We start from the raw sequence: 17,330 nt of genomic DNA on the forward strand, positions 1-17,330 counted from the left end.
CCTTCAGGCCAGCAGATAGATCACCGGGTAGAGCAGCACCCATACCAGATCGACCATGTGCCAGAACATGGCCACGGCCTGAATGTTGGCCACCGCATCGCGCCACGCCACCAGCATCAGCAGGACCACGCCCGCCACCACATGCGCAGCGTGAAATCCGGTCAACAAATAGTAGAAGGTGAAAAAGGCATGAGTGTCCCAGCCGATCCCATCGGCGGATTTGGCGGCGTATTCCGCGCCCTTGATGATCAGGAACACCACTCCCAGCGCCGCCGCCGCGACCAGCGCCCATCGCGCCGCACCGCGCGCCCCGGCCTCGCGCCATCGCAGCGCCTGCGCGGCCAGAAACCCGCTGGAGACCAGCACCATCGTGTTGAGCGCCGCGCCCGCGCGGAACAGGTGATCCTGCGCCGCTGCAAAGCCCGCCGGATCGGTCAGGCGCACGGCCATGAAGGCCACCAGCCCCGCGCCGAACACCAGCAGTTCCGACACGATCAGCACCCACATCAGCAGTTCGCCGGGCAGGTCGTCAAGGGCGGAACCCGAGGCCGCGTCGCTCATGCGCCCACCAGTTGCCGGTAGATCTGCGGCAGGGCGAAGATCAGCTTTTCCGGGTCCGGGATCACGGCGAACCCGCCCTGCCCGAACATGCGCGAAAACCACGCCTTGCCCTTGGCGTCCACGGTGATGCCGAATACCGAATGTCCCGCCCGTCGCGCCTCGCGCACGGCCATGGCGGTGTCCTCGATCCCGTGGCGGCCTTCGTAATGGTCCAGATCATTGGGCTTGCCGTCGGTAATGACCAGGAGCAGCCGCCGCTTGCGGGCCTGTTGCGACAGCTCGGCCGACACATGCCGGATCGCCGCGCCAAGGCGCGTGTAGAAACCGGGGCGCAGCCCGCCGATGCGGCGTTCGACCTCCGGGCCCATGGGCTCGTCAAATCCCTTGCAGCGCTGGACATGGACCCGGTGCCGTTTCAGCGAGGAAAAGGCGTGGATCGCGAAATCGTCGCCGCAGGCGTCCAGCCCCCAGGCCAGCGCGTCCAGCGCCTCGCGCTCGATGTCGATCACGGCGCGGCCCGACACCGCGCTTTCGGTGCTGCGCGACACGTCCAGCAGGATCGACACGGCGAGATCGCGGGCCTCGGGCCGGGATCGCAACCAGATCCGTTCACTGCCCTCGCCGCTGGCCAGACGGTCCACTTCGGCGCGCACGGCGGCCTCGATATCCAGATCGTCGCCGTCGAGATGGCCGCGCGTCGTCACGCGACCGGGGCGCAGCGCCTCGAACTGGCGGCGCACGGCGCGGATGCGGCGCGACGCGGCGGGGTCGTGGGCATAGGCCTCCTGCTCGGGCTTGGCCTCCACATCGCTGGTCAGGACGCAGACGTGGTCGGGCAGATAGGCGCCGGTGCGCGTGTCCCATTCGGGATAGGTGATCCGGCCCGACAGGCGTTCGCGGTCCACGTCCTCGGGGGCGAGGTCGAGATGCAGCTTCAGCCGCGTCGGCGGCGCCTTGGATATCTGGCCCAGCCCGATTTCCTCCTGGTCGTCGGCGGCCTTCTTGGCGTTGTCGGGATCGTCGTCATCGACCCGGCGATTGAGGTTGAGGAACTCGGCCCAGCTCAGGATCGCCTCGAACTTGTGCAGGATGAGACTGTCGCGGCGCTCGGCCTGATCGGATTTGCGGCGGCGGGCGCGGTGGGTCTTTTCGCCGGCTTCCTCGGGGGTGCCTTCGATTTCGCGTGTTTCGACTTCGCCCGCCTCGCTGAACTCGACCGGGCGCAGCTCGGGCCATAGCGGGACGGGGCGGAACGGGCGATACTTGCGCGGCGCGGTGATCGCGGGGTCCAGCGGGTCGCCCGCGCAGGCGGCCTGAAACGCGGCGGCGCGATCGGACAGAGGGGCGGGGTCGCCCAGCATGTTTCGGATCACGGCCTCGACGGCGGCCTCATCGCGCGGCAGGTCGGGCACCCGGCGCTGGTGCAACAGCGCGGCGCAGAGTCCTTCGTAGAGAGGGCGCAGGCCCGGGGCATCCTCCAGCGTGGCCGCGACCATCGCCCGCGACGCGGCCAGCGCAGCGAGATCGGCGCGCAACGGATCGTCCTGATCCACCCTGTCGGACGCATGCGCTGCACAGGCCGCCAGCCAGACATAGAGCGCGCCGTTCGCCTCGCGCGACGGGAACACCGCCAGCCGGTCGGGCAGGCGCAGCACCTCGCCGTCGAAACTGGCGCGCGGCACGGCCTCGGCCTCGGCGCCCAGACGCCGGCGCCAGCTCAGCCGGTGGCGGGAGATTTCGGGGGAAACCGGGCGCAGCTCCACCGACGACGCCCCGCCCAGTCCCCGGAAAAGAACGGCCAGCCGCCCGCCGATCTCGGAAAGATCGACCGCGGCTCCTTCATGCGCCTCAGGCGCATCCAGGCGGCTGGCAAATTTGTGCCACAGTTTCCCGACGGTTTCTTCGGGTTCCCATGGCTCAAATTCGATCCGGTCCATTGGCTGGCCTCACCCAAAGACAGCCGTGACCAGATCGAGGAGCCCGCGTTTGACGTCCTCGTCATCCGTCAGCGGTTCGATCATCGCCGCGCGGATGGCGCGGTCGGTATTCATGCCTTGCGCGATCAGCGTGGCCGCATAGACCACCAGCCGGGTCGAGACGCCTTCCTCCAGGTCCTGCCCTTTCAGCGCGCGCAGCTTGTTCGCCAGCCGGATCAGCGGCTTGCAGCGTTCCAGCGGCAGGCCGCTTTCCTGCGCGACCACTTCCGTCTCAAGGTCGGGATGCGGAAAATCGAACTCGATCGAGATGAACCGTTGCCGGGTCGAGGGTTTGAGCGTCTTGAGGATGTTCTGGTAGCCCGGGTTGTAGGAGGCCACCAGCATGAAGCCGGGCGCGGCTTCCAGTTCCTCTCCGGTGCGGTCGATCGGCAGGATGCGCCGGTCGTCGGTCAGCGGGTGCAACACCACGGTCACGTCCTTGCGCGCCTCGACCACCTCATCGAGATAGCAGATCGCGCCTTCGCGCACCGCGCGCGTCAGGGGGCCATCGACCCAGACGGTTTCGCCGCCCTTCAGCAGATAGCGCCCGATCAGGTCGGCGGCGGCCAGGTCGTCATGGCAGGCCACGGTGTAGAGCTTGCGCCCCAGCCGTTGCGCCATGTGCGCCACGAATCGGGTCTTGCCGCAGCCCGTCGGTCCCTTGAGCAGCACCGGCAGGTCGTTTTCATGCGCGGCGGCGAACACCTCGCATTCATCCGCCTGCGGCAGGTAGAAGGGGGCGGTTGCCGCCCCCCCGAAGGTGGTTGATCCATCCATGTCCATCACTCCGCCGGAGTCTCGGCCGCGCCGGGTTCGATGATCTCCTTGCGCGGCACGGCGACCGCGTAGATGAAGAGCAACGCACCCAGCACCACGGCGATGCCCGCCCCGAAGCGCATCCAGTAGAAGATGGCCAGCTGATCCTGCACGTCCATGAAGTTTTCACCCAGAACGCGCTGCAGATGGGTCTGCACGGTGCCGGCAAAGGTCAGGGCAAAGGTCATGAAGACCACGCCGCCCGACATCAGCCAGAACGACCCCATGTTCAGCACCTGGTTGTAGGGATCGCGGTTCAGCAGGATCGGCATCGCGTAGGTGAAGATCGCCAGGTTCAGCGACACATAGGCGCCGTAGAAGGCCAGGTGCCCATGTGCTGCGGTGATCTGCGTGCCGTGGGTATAGTAGTTCACCCCGTGCAGCGTGTGCAGAAAGCCCCAGACCCCCGCGCCGAAGAAGGCCAGCGTCGCACAGCCCAGCGACCACAGCAGAGCGGCCTTGTTCGGGTGGTCCCGTCGGCCCTTCCAGACCATGACGAAGGCAAAGGCCATCATGGCGAAGAACGGCACCACCTCGAGGCTGGAGAAGATCGAGCCGATCCATTGCCAGTAGCCCGGCGTGCCGATCCAGTAGTAGTGGTGGCCGGTGCCGAGGATCCCCGAGAACAGCGCCAGGGCGACGATGACATAGAGCCATTTCTCGACCACTTCGCGGTCAACACCCGTGAGCTTGAGCATCAGGTAGGCCAGGATCGAGGCCATGATCAGCTCCCACACGCCTTCGACCCAGAGGTGGACGATGTACCACCAGAACTGCTTGTCGAGGCTGAGGTTGCCGGGGTTGTAGAAGCTGAACAGGAACAGCAGCGCCAGCCCCCAGAGGCCCAGAAGCAGGATGTTGGTGATCGCCGTCTTCTTGCCGGCCAGCACCGTCATCGTGACGTTGTAGAGAAAGATCAGCGCGGCGACGACGATGCCGACCTTGACCCAGACGGGCTGTTCGATGAACTCGCGTCCCTCCATCCCCAGCAGCCAGTGGCCGTGGAACAGGTCGAACACATAGGTCACGACCGCGCCCAGCGTGCCGACCACGAGGATCAGCAATTGCAGATAGGCCAGCGTCGGCGAGTGGATCTCGCGTTCGGATTCCTCGGGAATGAGGAAATAGGCCGCGCCCATGAACCCGGTGATCAGCCATACCACCAGCGAGTTCGAGTGCAGCATCCGGATGATGTTGAAGGGCAGCAGTTCTGACAACGTGTTGGGCGAGACATAGACCCAGCCCGCCAGCAGCCCCGCCGACACTTGGATCGCGAACAGCGCCATGGCGACGGCGAAATAGGCCAGGGCGATTTTCTGTGTTTCGTATTTCATGGCGGATGCCCCCTCTTAGCCCGCGTCGTTCGGCGGCCAGTTCTGCGTGTCGACCGTGCCGGTCCACAGCAGGAAGTTCGCCAGGTCGCGGATCTGTTCGTCGGTCAGGTCGAACCGCGGCATCTGCCGGCGGCCCTCGATCCCCGTGGGCTGGCTTTCGATCCAGCCCTTGAGCGCCTCGAAGGCGGCCTCGGGATCGTCATCGACGCCCCAGCGTTTCATCACGTTGGCGACTTCGGGCGCGTAGTAGGCCCCTTCGCCCATGATCGTGTGGCAATTGATGCAGGCGTTTTCCTCCCACACCCGTTTGCCGGCGACGACGCTGGCGTCAAGAGTCTGATGGGTGGGCTGCGAGGTGATGTAGCCCACCGAATGGGCCGACAAGCCCAGAAAGATGATGATGAAGAACAATGACCCGCCATAGAAAATATTGCGGGCCATGCTTTTGGTCATGACTTCGCGCATTGCGCTCTCCTTTGCGCGGCGTGTTTTGGGTGCAGCGGTTATGACCCGCGCCGCCAGGAGAAGCCTTGACTTTGGTTAAGGCAGGCCGCGGACCTGAAACAGCGAGCTTTCCCAGCTGTTCAGGAAACTGTCACGGGTCATCCGGTCCAGAAACACCAGCAGACCCGGACCGAACCGGATCGGGTGCAGGGCGCTGTTGGCGCGCAGCGCGTCGGGGTCGATCGCCGGCAGACCCGAAGCGGCCGCCAGGGTCAGAAGAAAATCCACCATCCGGCGCGCATCCCCCGGATTGGCCGCCGATTTCGGGATCAGGGCGCTGCGCAGCATCACGTTGACAAAGTCGGTCGGCTCGACGATTTCGAACCCGCCGACGCGCCGCAGCTCGGCCGCCGCATAGCTGCCGAGCACGTTGTAGGCCAGCGCAAGCCGGCCCTTCGCGACATCGCGGATCATCTCGCCCGAACAACAGTAAAGCCGCGCCTCGAGGCTGCCCATCACCTCCATCAGCCGCCAGAACGCCTCGCTGCGGCGGCTGTCCTGCGTGGCGACGAGATATCCGAACCCCAAGGGGCGCACGTCATAGGTGCCGATCTTCCCCCGGAACCGGTCCGGATTGCCGCGCAACGGGCGAATCAGTTCTTCGCGGTTCTGCGGCACGTCGTCGTCGCCGAAGAACGCCCGCGACACGATGATCACGGCGGGCTCTTGCGTAAAGCCGAAGACCTCATTCCGCCAGGCCGCCCAATCCGGCAGCGTTTCCGCCGCCGGCGAGGCATGGGCCTGGGCAAAGCCGTCATTGGCCAGTTTGGTCTGCAAATCCATCGCCGAGGAAATCGCCAAGTCGAACGAAGCGCCCTCCTCGTGCAAAGCCGCCATCAGCTGCGACGTGCCGGTGATCGTGTAATCCAGGGTGACGCCTGGATTTTCCGCCTGAAAGGCCAGAAGAATCGGCCGGAACACGTCCAGATCGGCGGTGGAGATGATGCGCAGCACCGACCGCTCCGGACTGGCCGGAAACACCGCGTGATCCTCGATCTCGAATGCCAATGCCGCCTGCGCCACCGCCATCAGCGCCAGCATCAGCCGCGCGGCAGATACAACGATACGCATGCGCCCCCTCCCTTGCCGTTGTCCGCAATCGCCAGCCGCCCGCCATGCGCCTAGGCCACCGCCTGCGCGATGGTCAGCCCCAGCCCCGATCCCACCACATGGGCGGTGCTCTCGCCGCGCACATAGCGTCCGGTCAGCGCCTTGAGATCGGCGCCGCCAAAGCCTGGACCCCGATCGCGCACCGTGATCGCCACCTGCGCGCCGTCCGTCACGCTGACCGTGACGGCGCTGTCATGGGGGCCGTATTTCACCGCGTTGTCGAGGATGTTCAGGAAAGCCGCCTGCAACAGGATCGGGTCGCCCTCGACCGTGACCGGGGCGTCGGGCAGATCCTGCCGCAGCACGATCTCGCGCAGGTCCGCTGTGGGGGCCAGCCGGTTGCAGGTTTCGCGCACCAGGTCGCGCAGATCCACCGGGCGGCGTTCCATGTTCTCCGACCGGAAACCGACCATCGCGTGATCCAGCATCTGCCCGGCCGAGCGCGACGTCTCGTCGATGGCCCGGATCATCTCGCGCACGGCCCGGCGCTTGTCGGGGTCGTTCAGCCGACGGTGCACCAGTTCGGCCTGCGCCCGCACCGTGGCCAGCGGCGTGCGCACGCGATGGGCGGCCTCGGCGATGAAATCCTCGGTTCGCGCCAGCGACCCGCGCAGCCGCGCCATGAAGCCGTTCAGCGCCCGCGCCAGCGGCCACAGTTCCGCCGGAGGCGCCACGCTCAACGGCCGCAGGTCGGACGGACCGCGCCGCGTTACCGCCTCGGTCCGCCGCGCGATCGGAGCCAGCGCGTGGTTGGCCGCCAGAAGGCTCAGCGCCGTGGCCAGCAGGAAGAACCCCGCCCCGACCGCCGTGGCCGTGGCGGTGATCTTGCGCGAAATCGCCTCCAGCCCTTGCCGGGTCTGGGCCACGGTGACGGCGACCTCTTGTTGCGTCCCCGCCCCGAGGCTGCGCAGCACGGTCACCGCGCGCACGTCTTCGCCGCGATAGTCGTAGGTGGAAAAGCCCGGCCTGCCCGCCTGCGCCCGCGCGGGGCGCAGATCCGCATAGCCGGTCAGGATCCCGCCCTGTGCTTCCACCCGGTAGAACACGCGGTCTTCGTGCAGGGTGCCCAGCATCGACAATGCCGAATAGGGAAGCTCCAGCCGAATCTGCCCGCCTTCGGTGCGCAGGCTGTCCGCGATCGACGTGGCCGAGGCTGCCAGGATGTCGTCCTGCGTGCCTTCGGCCGCTCGCTGCGCCACCGCGCGCACCACCACGAACAGCGCCACCGACAGGATCGCCTCCACGCCCACCAGTTGCAGCACCAGACGCCGCCGGATCGAGCCGCGCGGCTTCATGCGGCAACCAGCCGATAGCCCAGCCCGCGCACCGTCTCGATCCGCACCGGCGCGCCTTCGAGCCGCTTGCGCAGGCGCGCGACATGGACCTCGATCGCGTTTTCCGACACCTCGTCGGAAAAGGAAAACAGCCGGTCCATCAGATGCGCCTTGGACAGCACCCGGTCGGGCGCGGCAAAGAATACCTCCAGCAGGCGCAGTTCGCGGTTGCGCAGCGCCACGGCGCGCGCCCCGAACCGCAGTTCGGCCCTGAGCGGATCCAGCACCGCGCCGCCAAAGGCGCGTTCGTTCCCCGCCGCTCCGCCGCGCCGGCGCAGCACCGCGCGGCAGCGGGCCTCGAGTTCGGCAAAGTCAAACGGCTTGGTGATGTAGCCGTCGGCGCCGAGGTCCAGCGAACCGACCCGGTCCGACACCTCGGACCGCGCCGTCAGCACGATCACCGGCGTGTCGTTTTCGCCCCCCGGTGGCGTTCCAGAAACCGCCGCCCGTCACCGTCGGGCAGCATGATGTCCAGCAGGATCAGGTCGTATTCCGCCACCGCCACGCAATCGGCGGCCTCGGCCAGCGTGCCCGCGTGATCCACCGCGTGCCCGTCCAGCCGCAATCGGTCGGCAATGGCCTGCGACAGTTTCGGGTTGTCGTTGTCTTCGACAAGAAGAAACCGCATCCGGCGAACTTTCCGCTCCCATGCGACGGTGATGACAGGTTGTTGTCAGGTTCCGGGCCTCTGATCCCCAGCATGGGCAGGGCGACCTGCCATGTCAAACGGCTCAGATGGGAGGACATACCATGAAACATCTCGTCCGCGCGGCCCTGACCGGCGCCGTGCTGAGCGTCGCCGCAACCGCCGTCTCGGCGACCGAATGCATCGCGCCGGCCAACCCCGGCGGTGGCTGGGATTTCACCTGCCGGCAGATCGGCAAGATCCTGTACGACATCAAACAGGTGGACAAGCCGGTGCAGGTCACCAACATGCCGGGCGCCGGCGGCGGGCTGGCCTTCAACCATGTCGTGACCGAACGCAACGACGACCCCGACCTGATCGTCGCGGCCTCGTCGGCCACCACGACGCGGCTGGCGCAGAACGCCTATGCCGGGCGCAAGGCGTCGGACGTGCGTTTCGTCGGCGCGATCGGCATCGACCCCGGCGTGATCGCCGTGGCCGCGGACAGCCCCTACAAGTCGCTCAAGGATCTGGTGGACGCGGCGCTGGCCGATCCGTCTTCGGTCTCTTTCGCGGGCGGTTCGGCGGTGGGCGGGTTCGACCACCTCAAGCCGCTGATGATCCTCAAGGGCGCCGGGCTGAAGGACATCACCAAGATCAAGTATATCGGGGTTGACGGCGGCGCCGATGCGGTAACGCAGACCGTTGGCGGTTTTACCACGGCCATGACCGGCGATCTGTCCGGGATCGTGGGCTTTCTGAAATCCGGCGACGTGCGCGCGCTGGCCGTTCTGACCGAAGAGCGCGTGCCGGGCTTCGAAGACATTCCGACGGCCCGGGAACAGGGCTATGACGTGGTCGCCGGCAACTGGCGCGGCCTTTACGTCCCGCGCGGCATTTCAGACGACGATTTCCACAAATGGGCCGATCGGCTGCGCGCCGTCGCCGAAAGCGCCGAATGGAAAAAGGCGATGGCCGACAACGGGCTGGCCCCCTTCACCATGGTCGGTGACGACTTCCAGGCCTATGTGGACAAGCTCGTTGCCGAGATCCGGCAAATGTCCAAGGACATCGGGGTCATCCAGTGATGCTGTCCGACCGGATCTTCGGACTGGTCGCGTTGATGGTGGCGCTCGCCTATGGCGCGAGCGCCACGCAGATCCAGGCCAGCTTCATGGCCGACCCGGTCGGGCCGCGCACCTTTCCCATTCTCGTGGGATGCGTCGCCGCGCTCTGCGCGCTGGTCATCATCCTGCGCCCAGACGACGACCCCGAATGGCCGTCGCTGCGCACACTTGGGGCGCTGGCCTTCGCGGTGGCGGTGCTGGTGGGCTATGCCTATGCGCTCGGCCCCTTCGGATTCCTGCTCCCGACGGCGATCGCCTCGGGCGTGCTGAGCTACCAGATCCGCCCCCGGCTCCTGCCCGCGGCGCTGACCGGGATCCGGCTGTCCGCGGGCCTGTTCGCGATCTTCAAGTTCATACTAGGGCTGGGGCTGGTCGCCCTTCCCGCCTCTTTCACCGGATAGAGATCTCTCATGGACCTTCTTTCCAACCTTGCCATGGGTTTCGGGGTGGCACTGTCGCCCTTTACCCTGATGCTGGCCGTGATCGGGTGCTTCATCGGCACGATCATCGGCGCGCTGCCCGGTCTGGGGCCGTCGAACGGCGTTGCAATCCTGATTCCGCTCGCCTTTTCTCTGGGGCTGGACGCGACCTCCTCGCTGGTGCTGATGACATCCGTCTACTACGGCGCCATGTATGGCGGGCGGATCAGTTCGATCCTGCTCAACATCCCCGGCGACGAGCCCGCGCTGATGACCACGCTGGACGGCTACCCGATGGCGAAACAGGGCCGCGCGGGCGATGCGCTGGTGCTGTCGGGGGTGGCTTCCTTTGTCGGGGCCTTCCTGGCCACGATCGGGCTGATGCGGCTGGCGCCGCTGCTGGCGCGGGTCGCCTTTCTGTTCGGCCCGGCCGAATATTTCGCGCTCTACCTGCTGGCCTTTGCCACGCTGGGCGGGATCGCGTCGAACAACCAGGCCAAGGCGGCGCTGGCATCCTGCATCGGGCTGGGCATCGCCATGATCGGGGTGGACAACAATTCCGGTCTGCCCCGGCTGACGGGCGGCAACCTGCACCTCTACGACGGCGTCGATTTTCTGGTCGCCATCGTCGGGCTGTTCGCGGTGGCGGAAGTCTTTTTCTTCATCGAAAGCCACGGCAAGGGCAGTTCGATCGGGGTCAAGCTGGAAAAGGTCACCATCCCGGTGCGCGACATCGTCGAGTCCGGCTGGACCATGCTGCGATCATCGGCAGTCGGCTTTGTCGCGGGCGTGTTGCCCGGCGCCGGCGCCTCGCTGGGGTCGTTCCTGTCCTACATGTCGGAAAAGTCCATCGCCGGTGAAAACGCCGGTTTCGGCACCGGCGCGCCGCGCGGCGTGGCCGCGCCCGAGGCCGGCAACAACGCCGCCGCCGGGGGCGCGCTGGTGCCGATGCTGACGCTGGGCGTGCCGGGATCGGGCACCACGGCGGTTCTGCTGGCGCTCCTGATGACGCTCAACATCACGCCGGGGCCGACGCTCTTTTCCGACCGGCCCGAAGTCGTCTGGGGCCTCATCGCCTCGCTTCTGATCGCCAATGTCGTGCTGTTGCTGATGAACGTGCCGATGGTGCGGATCTTCGTGCGGATCCTGTCGGTGCCGCCGGGGGTGCTGTTGCCGGGGGTGACGATGGTGTCCTTCGTCGGGATCTATTCGCTGTCGAGCTCCTATTTCGACCTGCTCCTGATGATCGGCTTCGGCGTGCTCGGCTTCGTGCTACGCAAGCTCGACGTGCCGACGGTGCCGATCATCCTTGGAATCCTGCTGGGCGGGCACATGGAGAACAGCCTGCGCCGGGCGATGGTTCTGTCGGACGGCGACTGGACCTACCTGTTCTCGTCGCCCATTGCCATTGCGCTGTGGGCCGTCGCAATCGTGGGATTCATCGCGCCGATGTTCCTGCGCAATGTCCTGAAACGGCCGCAAAGGATCACCGACTGACATGGTGCGCATCCTCATTCCCTCCGGGGCGCTGACCGCCGGGGTCGCGGCCCGCCCCGACCTGATCGCCATCGACGGCGGGTCCACCGATTCCGGCCCGCACTATCTGGGCACCGGTACGTCGAAATACGCGCGCTCTTCGACCAAGGCGGAATGGCGCGCGCTGATGGCGGCGCGTGCCCGGGCGGGCGTGCCGCTGGTGATCGGCACGGCCGGCACCTGCGGAGCGGACGCGGCGGTGGACTGGATGGTGGAGATCACCCGTGAAATCGCCGCCGAAACCGGCGAGCAGCTGAAGCTCGCGGTGCTGAAATCGGGCCAGAGCGCCGAGTCGGTGGCCACGGCACTGGAGGCCGACCGCATCCGGCCCCTGCCGCCCGAACGCCCGATCACACCAGACCTGATCCGCGCCTGCACCAACATCGTGGCGCTGGCCGGGGCCGAACAGGTGGGCGCCGCGCTCGCTACCGGCGCCGACATCGTCATCTGCGGGCGCACCACGGATACCGCGATCATCTCGGCCCTGCCGCTGATGCGCGGCTGTCACGCGGGCGCGGCCTGGCACGGGGCCAAGATCGGCGAATGCGGCGCGCTGTGCACCACCAATCCGCAGACGGGCGTGATCCAGATCGACTTTGACGGCGAAGGGTTCACCGTCACCCCGATGGCCGAGACGGCGCGGGCGACGCCGCATACCGTCTCGGCCCACATGCTCTATGAAAATTCGGACCCGTTCATTCTGCATGAACCGGGCGGGCATCTCGACGTGACCGGCGCGCGTTATGCCGCGCTCGACGACCGGCGGGTGCGGGTGACCGGCTCGCGCTGGGTGCCGTCGGATCGCTACACGGTCAAGCTCGAAGGCGCCCGCGTCGCCGGCCATCAGAGCGTCACGCTCGCGCTGCTGCGCGACCCGCGCTATGTGGCGAATGCCGCGCAATGGGCCGACGACCTTGCCCGGCGCTGCACCGCCAAGGCCCGCGCCCGGCTGGGCCGCGACGATTTCACGATCGAACTTCGGCTGATCGGCCTGAACGCCACGCTGGGCGCGCTGGAAACCGCCCGTACGGCGCCTTGCGAGATCGGCGTGCTGGCCATCGCCACCGCACCGACCGAGGCGCTGGCGCGCGAGGCGGCGCGGATGCTCAACCCCTACCTTCTGCACCACCCGCTGACCGAACAGGAGGAACTGCCCACCTTTGCCTTTCCCTTCTCGCCGGCCGAGATGCACCGAGGCCGGATCCACGAATTCTGCCTGCATCACGTCATGGAACTGGACGACCCGATGCAGGCCTTCCGGCTGGAGGTTTTCGACATTGGCTAGGGTATCCGAGATCGCGGCCAAGGTCCGGTCCAAGAACGCCGGGCCGTTCTGGCTGACCATCGACATTTTCTGCGGCAGCGCGGAGGCCTTCGACCGGCTGCGCGGGGCGCTGGGCGACGACCGCGTGGCACGGGCGCTGGGATGCGCGCCCGCCGCGCTGAAACGTTTCGACATCGCGGAGCTCTCGGTCATCAAGTTCAGCCTGCCGCGGCCTCAGGTGCAGGGTTCGATCCGCGACCGCGACATGCACGGGGCGTCCTTCGCCAATCTCGTCGCAGAACTGGAAATCGAGGACGCATAGCGCCGGCCCGGCGCGCAGGGCGTTGGGCCATCCGTTGCCCAGGCCGGGAAAATTGTCGCCGCCCCCTTGCACGACGGGTAGAAATGCGCAAATTTCACCCTTCTTTACCAGCGCGCCCCGGCTTTTCCCAACTTTGGCGAAGGCCCTATCGGGATTGCCCGACATTTCCGGAATCTGCTCCATGACCGACCACGCTCAGACCACCGCCGCCCTGCCGCCCGAACGCCCCTTGTGGACCTCGGTGTTCCACGGCTTGCGCACGCGTTGCCCCCGCTGCGGCAAGGGCAAACTGCTGCACAGCTATATCAAGGTGAACGACACCTGTTCGGAATGCGGGCTGGAGCTGCACCACCACCGCGCCGATGACGGCCCGGCCTATCTGTCGATCCTGATCGTGGGGCACATCATGGCGCCGCTTCTGCTGGTGGTATTCGAAACCTGGCGGCCCGAACCGATGGTGCTGTTCTCGATCTTTGCGGTTGGCAGCCTCGTTCTGACACTCTACCTTCTGCCCCGACTGAAGGGGCTGGTGGTCGCGTTCCAGTGGGCGCGGCGGATGGGCGGGTTCGACTCGCCCGACTGAGGCCCGACAACCGCGAGGGGCCATGAGCAGCGACAAGACCGCGATCCGCAACGCCGCAACCGTCATCGTCATGCGCGACCGCGCCAGCGGCAACCCATCGATCCTGATGGGCCAGCGCGGCGCCAAGGCGGCCTTCATGCCCAACAAGTTCGTCTTTCCCGGCGGCGCCGTGGATCCCGCGGATGCGCAGGTGCCGCTGGGCAGTCCGCTCTCCGGGATTTGCCGCGCGCGGCTCAGCGAGGAGGCGCCCGAGGGCCTGCATCACGCGCTGGCCGGCGCCGCCGTGCGCGAATTGTGGGAAGAAACCGGCCTGATCCTGGGTGTGCCGGGCGACTGGCCGGACGCGCCGCCCGCCGGCTGGCGCGGTTTTGCCGCCACCGGCCACCTGCCCGCCGCACACGGGTTGCAGTTCGTGTTCCGCGCGATCACCCCGCCGGGGCGCCCGCGCCGGTTCGACGCGCGATTCTTTCTGGTGGACGCGGCCGAGGTCGCGAACGACCTGGACGATTTCAGCGGTGCCGAGGACGAGCTTTCGCATCTGCAATGGATCCCGCTGTCCGAGGTGCGCAATTTCGACCTGCCCTTCATCACCGAGGTCGTGCTGGCCGAGGTCGCGGCCCGCGCCGCCGACCCCGAACCGCCCGAATCGGTGCCCTTTTTCCGCAACGATGACGAGGCGAGCCATTTCCTGCGCCTGCGCGGCCGGCCCATGCCCGAGACGGGCTAGACGCGCTCAGCCAAGGCCCACCAGCAACAGGATGCTGACGCCCAGCAGGGACATGCCCGCGATCTCGCGTCCAGTGATTCGCTCCCGGAAGAACAGGGTCGAAGCCATCAGGCTGAAGATCAGCTCCACCTGCCCCAGCGCCTTGACATAGGCCGCGTTCTGCAAGGTGAAGGCCCAGAACCAGCAGAATGATCCGGCCATGCTGAACAGCCCGATGAAGACCGCGCTGCGCCGCGCCGCCCAAACTGCGCGCAGCTCGGCCCGGTCGCGCCAGAGAAGCCACGCGCCCATCGCCAGCGTCTGCATCGTCACCACCGCGGCCAGCGTCACCGCCGCCCGCAGCGCGGGTTCGTCCGAGGCCACCTGCAGCGACGCGCCGCGGTAGCCCACCGCCGAGAAGGCGAACAGAACCCCCGACCCCAGCCCCAAGGCCGAGGCCCGGTTGGTCAGCTGCCGCCACCAAGCGCCTTCGCCCCCCGGCGTTCTGGACAGCAGAAGCACCGCCGCCAGCCCGATCACGATCGCCAGCAGCGCCCCCGCGCTGACCGTGTCACCCAGCACCACCAGCCCGACGATCGCGGTCTGGATCACTTCGGTCTTCTTGAAGGTGATGCCAACGGCGAAATTGCGCTGCTTGAACAGCAGCACCACGCAGATCGTGGCCAGAATCTGCGCCAGCCCGCCGGCTGCCCCATAGGCCCAGAAGGCCGGCGTCAGGTCGGGCAGCGCGCGCCCCGATCCGGCCAGCCACAGAGCCAGAAGCGCCAGGATCAGCGGCGCGGAATAGACGAAACGCGAAAACGTCGCCCCCTCGGCCGAAAGCCGCGCCGCGCTCAGCGACTTTTGCAGCATGAACCGCACGGTCTGGAACGCGGCTGCCGCGAGGGTGACGGGGATCCACAGGGGCATGTCACCCCTGATGCACCGAAATCACCCCCGGCGCCAGAGCGGATGCGGCACGGGGTCCTTGGCCTTCAGCAGATAGCGCCGGAAGATCTCGGCATAGGACCGATAGACGTAACCGTGGTTGGTGGCGCGGTAGAAGTCGCGCCTTTGCCGGTAAAACCGCGGCATGTCGTACCACGGCGCGCGGGGGTTCATGTGATGCACCACATGCAGGCTGTTGAACAGAAACAGCCAGGCCAGCGGACCGCGGCTTTCCACGATCACGGTGCGTCCGCGCTTGTCCTCGTGCGCGCGGTGTTCAAGAAAGGTGCGGATCTTGAGAATGCCCAGCGCGGCGTAGATCGCCACCAGATAGGCCCAGATCGGCATGGGCGAGGCTGCGACGATCCCCAGCACGATCGTCACGCCGGCCAGGTGCAGCGCCCAGGCCGGCCACACGGACCGGTCACCTTCGCGCGCCAGCTTCCATTCGCAGGCCATGAACCGGATCTGCCCCAGGGCGGGCCCGATCAGGATGCGCCCCAGAAGGGTGTTGTTCAACTCGAAGATCGTTCTTTTCCAGCGCGGCATCCCCTCCCAGAACGCGGGGTCGAGGTAATTCGATTCGGGGTCGTCATAGGGGTCGGTCAGGCGCGAATCGCGGTGATGCGCCAGATGCAGGTCGCGGAAACGATTGTAGGGAAAGGCCAGCGTCAGCGGCAGGAACATCAGCGCCTCGTTCAGTCGGCGCGACCGGAACGGATGACCGTGCAGCACCTCATGCGTCAGCGAGGAATGCAGCGCGCCCAGCACCGCCACCGCCGCGATTGCCGCCAGCAAGGACAGCTCGGCCAGCCAGAACAACGCGACCAGCCACAACCCGTAGCATCCGACGATCAACCCCAGCGTGATCCACTCCACGCCGCCCTTTTCCGTCCACCGCTCAGGCATGCCGCCCCCATTTGATCCTTGCCCAGATGCGTTCATAAATCACGTACATCACCAGCCCGATCACCGTGTTGACCACCGCCAGCGTCCCGCCGACCGCGGCCGATCCGGTGGCGATCAGACCGACCACGGCCATCACCACAAGGCCGATCACGTTCCACAGAACCGCCTTCACGAGGGATCGCCGCCGCGTTTCCATTCCGCCTCAGATTGTCCGGATTCACGCGTCTGTTACCCGGCCTTTGCCCCGATGCCCATTCCGAAGATGATTAACAAAACTCTGCAATAGAGATATTTTTCACCACATGATGCAAAAACTCGACAAACGCGACCGGGCCGCGCTGCTTCGCGACCGGCTCTCTCGCGCGATGCAGGAGGCCGGGAGCAACCAGTCCGCGCTGGCCCGAGCGATCGGCGTGGACCGCTCCACCATCTCGCAGATCCTGTCGGCGGACGGCCCGCGCCTGCCCAATGCGCATGTGGTGGGGGCCTGCGCCTCGGCGCTGGGGGTTTCCGCCGATTGGCTGCTGGGCCTGTCGGACCGGCCCGAAAGCGCGGCCGAACTGCTTGCCGGCAGCCTGACCCTGACCGAAGCCCCCCGCGCGCTGGTCGATGAACGCATCTTCCAGTGGCATCAGGAGGCCGCCGGCTACAAGATCCGCCATGTGCCCGCCGCCCTGCCCGACATGCTGAAAACCCGCGCGATGCTGGAATGGGAATATGCGCCACATCTGGGCCGCACGGCGGATCAGGCGATCGGCGCGTCCGAGGACCGCCTGCGCTGGATGCGGCAGGCCCGGTCGGACTACGAAATCGCCCTGCCCCTGCACGAACTCGACAGTTTCGTCCACGCCTGCGGCTATTACGCGGGCCTGCCCCGCGAAACGCGGCTGGAGCAAATCGACCGTTTCCTGGATCTCGCCGACCAGCTCTATCCGCGTCTGCGGGTCTATCTGTTCGATGCCCGCCGCCTCTACTCCGCGCCGGTCACCGTGTTCGGCCCGCTGCTGGCGGTGTTCTACGCCGGCGGGCACTACATGGCCTTTCGCGACCGCGACCGGATCGAAACCTTCACCCTGCATTTCGACCGGCTGGTGCGCGAGGCAGAGATCTCCGCCCGCGCCTTTCCCGAGCACCTGCGGGCGCTGCGGGATCGGGTGCGCTAGCAACTGTATTTCTCAGGCGGGTTGAGGAGCCCACTTTCGCCTCATTTTGCACAGAGCGTTTGCAATGGTGACGAGTTTGCGGGCAACCGCCGT

18 protein-coding genes and 1 pseudogene are annotated in these 17,330 nt (G+C 66.9%); 8 read left to right on the forward strand and 11 right to left on the reverse strand.

Features of this window, described 5'->3' with window-relative positions; genetic code table 11:
- Positions 1-3 precede the first annotated feature (3 nt).
- The 8 genes and pseudogenes from C4S70_RS04730 to C4S70_RS04765 form a co-directional block, all read right to left on the reverse strand.
- Positions 4-561 (reverse strand): cytochrome c oxidase subunit 3, encoded by a 558-nt coding sequence (locus C4S70_RS04730; RefSeq protein ID WP_104006938.1) that lies wholly within the window; start codon positions 559-561, stop codon positions 4-6.
- Entirely contained in the window at positions 558-2,498 is a 1,941-nt protein-coding gene (locus C4S70_RS04735) for a nitric oxide reductase activation protein NorD (RefSeq protein ID WP_104006939.1), read from the reverse strand. Before C4S70_RS04735 ends, C4S70_RS04730 begins: the two co-directional genes overlap by 4 nt.
- 9 nt (positions 2,499-2,507) lie before the next feature.
- On the reverse strand, positions 2,508-3,314 hold the full coding sequence (locus C4S70_RS04740) for a CbbQ/NirQ/NorQ/GpvN family protein (protein WP_380218674.1): 807 nt from the start codon (positions 3,312-3,314) through the stop codon (positions 2,508-2,510).
- A gap of 5 nt (positions 3,315-3,319) precedes the next feature.
- The gene (locus tag C4S70_RS04745; protein ID WP_104006941.1) at positions 3,320-4,687 is read right to left on the reverse strand and encodes a cbb3-type cytochrome c oxidase subunit I; all 1,368 of its coding nucleotides are present in this window, start codon (positions 4,685-4,687) and stop codon (positions 3,320-3,322) included.
- 15 nt (positions 4,688-4,702) lie between these two features.
- Entirely contained in the window at positions 4,703-5,152 is a 450-nt protein-coding gene (locus C4S70_RS04750; protein WP_104006942.1) for a c-type cytochrome, read from the reverse strand.
- Between the two features lie 75 nt (positions 5,153-5,227).
- Positions 5,228-6,262 (reverse strand): ABC transporter substrate-binding protein, encoded by a 1,035-nt coding sequence (locus tag C4S70_RS04755; protein ID WP_104006943.1) that lies wholly within the window; start codon positions 6,260-6,262, stop codon positions 5,228-5,230.
- Positions 6,263-6,312: 50 nt separating this feature from the next.
- A complete protein-coding gene (locus tag C4S70_RS04760; RefSeq protein ID WP_327314846.1) occupies positions 6,313-7,596 on the reverse strand; it encodes a sensor histidine kinase in 1,284 nt (427 codons plus the stop codon).
- A pseudogene (locus C4S70_RS04765) lies at positions 7,593-8,263 on the reverse strand (response regulator transcription factor). The gene C4S70_RS04760 and the pseudogene C4S70_RS04765 overlap by 4 nt, the downstream one beginning before the upstream one ends.
- Before the next feature lie 122 nt (positions 8,264-8,385).
- Between C4S70_RS04765 and C4S70_RS04770 the strand changes: the two are divergent.
- The 7 genes from C4S70_RS04770 (at position 8,386) to C4S70_RS04800 (ending at position 14,238) form a co-directional block, all read left to right on the forward strand.
- Positions 8,386-9,348, forward strand: a complete 963-nt coding sequence (locus tag C4S70_RS04770; RefSeq protein WP_104006944.1) for a Bug family tripartite tricarboxylate transporter substrate binding protein — start codon at positions 8,386-8,388, stop codon at positions 9,346-9,348.
- A complete protein-coding gene (locus C4S70_RS04775) occupies positions 9,348-9,788 on the forward strand; it encodes a tripartite tricarboxylate transporter TctB family protein (protein ID WP_104006945.1) in 441 nt (146 codons plus the stop codon). Before C4S70_RS04770 ends, C4S70_RS04775 begins: the two co-directional genes overlap by 1 nt.
- 9 nt (positions 9,789-9,797) lie before the next feature.
- Entirely contained in the window at positions 9,798-11,303 is a 1,506-nt protein-coding gene (locus C4S70_RS04780) for a tripartite tricarboxylate transporter permease (protein WP_104006946.1), read from the forward strand.
- A 1-nt stretch (position 11,304) separates the two neighbouring features.
- Positions 11,305-12,627 (forward strand): acyclic terpene utilization AtuA family protein, encoded by a 1,323-nt coding sequence (locus C4S70_RS04785; RefSeq protein WP_104006947.1) that lies wholly within the window; start codon positions 11,305-11,307, stop codon positions 12,625-12,627.
- A complete protein-coding gene (locus C4S70_RS04790; RefSeq protein ID WP_104006948.1) occupies positions 12,620-12,928 on the forward strand; it encodes a DUF4387 family protein in 309 nt (102 codons plus the stop codon). The genes C4S70_RS04785 and C4S70_RS04790 overlap by 8 nt, the downstream gene beginning before the upstream one ends.
- A 181-nt stretch (positions 12,929-13,109) precedes the next feature.
- Positions 13,110-13,511, forward strand: coding sequence for a DUF983 domain-containing protein (locus tag C4S70_RS04795; RefSeq protein ID WP_104006949.1), 402 nt, complete (start codon positions 13,110-13,112; stop codon positions 13,509-13,511).
- Between the two features lie 22 nt (positions 13,512-13,533).
- Entirely contained in the window at positions 13,534-14,238 is a 705-nt protein-coding gene (locus tag C4S70_RS04800; RefSeq protein ID WP_104006950.1) for an NUDIX hydrolase, read from the forward strand.
- A 6-nt stretch (positions 14,239-14,244) separates the two neighbouring features.
- Here C4S70_RS04800 and C4S70_RS04805 read toward each other — a convergent pair whose 3' ends face one another.
- Genes C4S70_RS04805 through C4S70_RS04815 form a run of 3 tightly spaced genes read right to left on the reverse strand, consistent with a single transcriptional unit; the run spans position 14,245 to position 16,270 of the window.
- The gene (locus C4S70_RS04805; RefSeq protein ID WP_104006951.1) at positions 14,245-15,147 is read right to left on the reverse strand and encodes a DMT family transporter; all 903 of its coding nucleotides are present in this window, start codon (positions 15,145-15,147) and stop codon (positions 14,245-14,247) included.
- Between the two features lie 21 nt (positions 15,148-15,168).
- Positions 15,169-16,074, reverse strand: a complete 906-nt coding sequence (locus C4S70_RS04810) for a fatty acid desaturase (protein WP_104006952.1) — start codon at positions 16,072-16,074, stop codon at positions 15,169-15,171.
- Entirely contained in the window at positions 16,067-16,270 is a 204-nt protein-coding gene (locus C4S70_RS04815) for a DUF2061 domain-containing protein (protein WP_104006953.1), read from the reverse strand. Before C4S70_RS04815 ends, C4S70_RS04810 begins: the two co-directional genes overlap by 8 nt.
- Positions 16,271-16,376: 106 nt before the next feature.
- Here C4S70_RS04815 and C4S70_RS04820 point away from each other — a divergent pair, with 106 nt between their 5' ends.
- Positions 16,377-17,237, forward strand: a complete 861-nt coding sequence (locus tag C4S70_RS04820) for a helix-turn-helix domain-containing protein (RefSeq protein ID WP_104006954.1) — start codon at positions 16,377-16,379, stop codon at positions 17,235-17,237.
- Positions 17,238-17,330 lie beyond the last annotated feature (93 nt).

This window comes from Jhaorihella thermophila, assembly GCF_900108275.1.
Classification (GTDB): domain Bacteria; phylum Pseudomonadota; class Alphaproteobacteria; order Rhodobacterales; family Rhodobacteraceae; genus Jhaorihella; species Jhaorihella thermophila.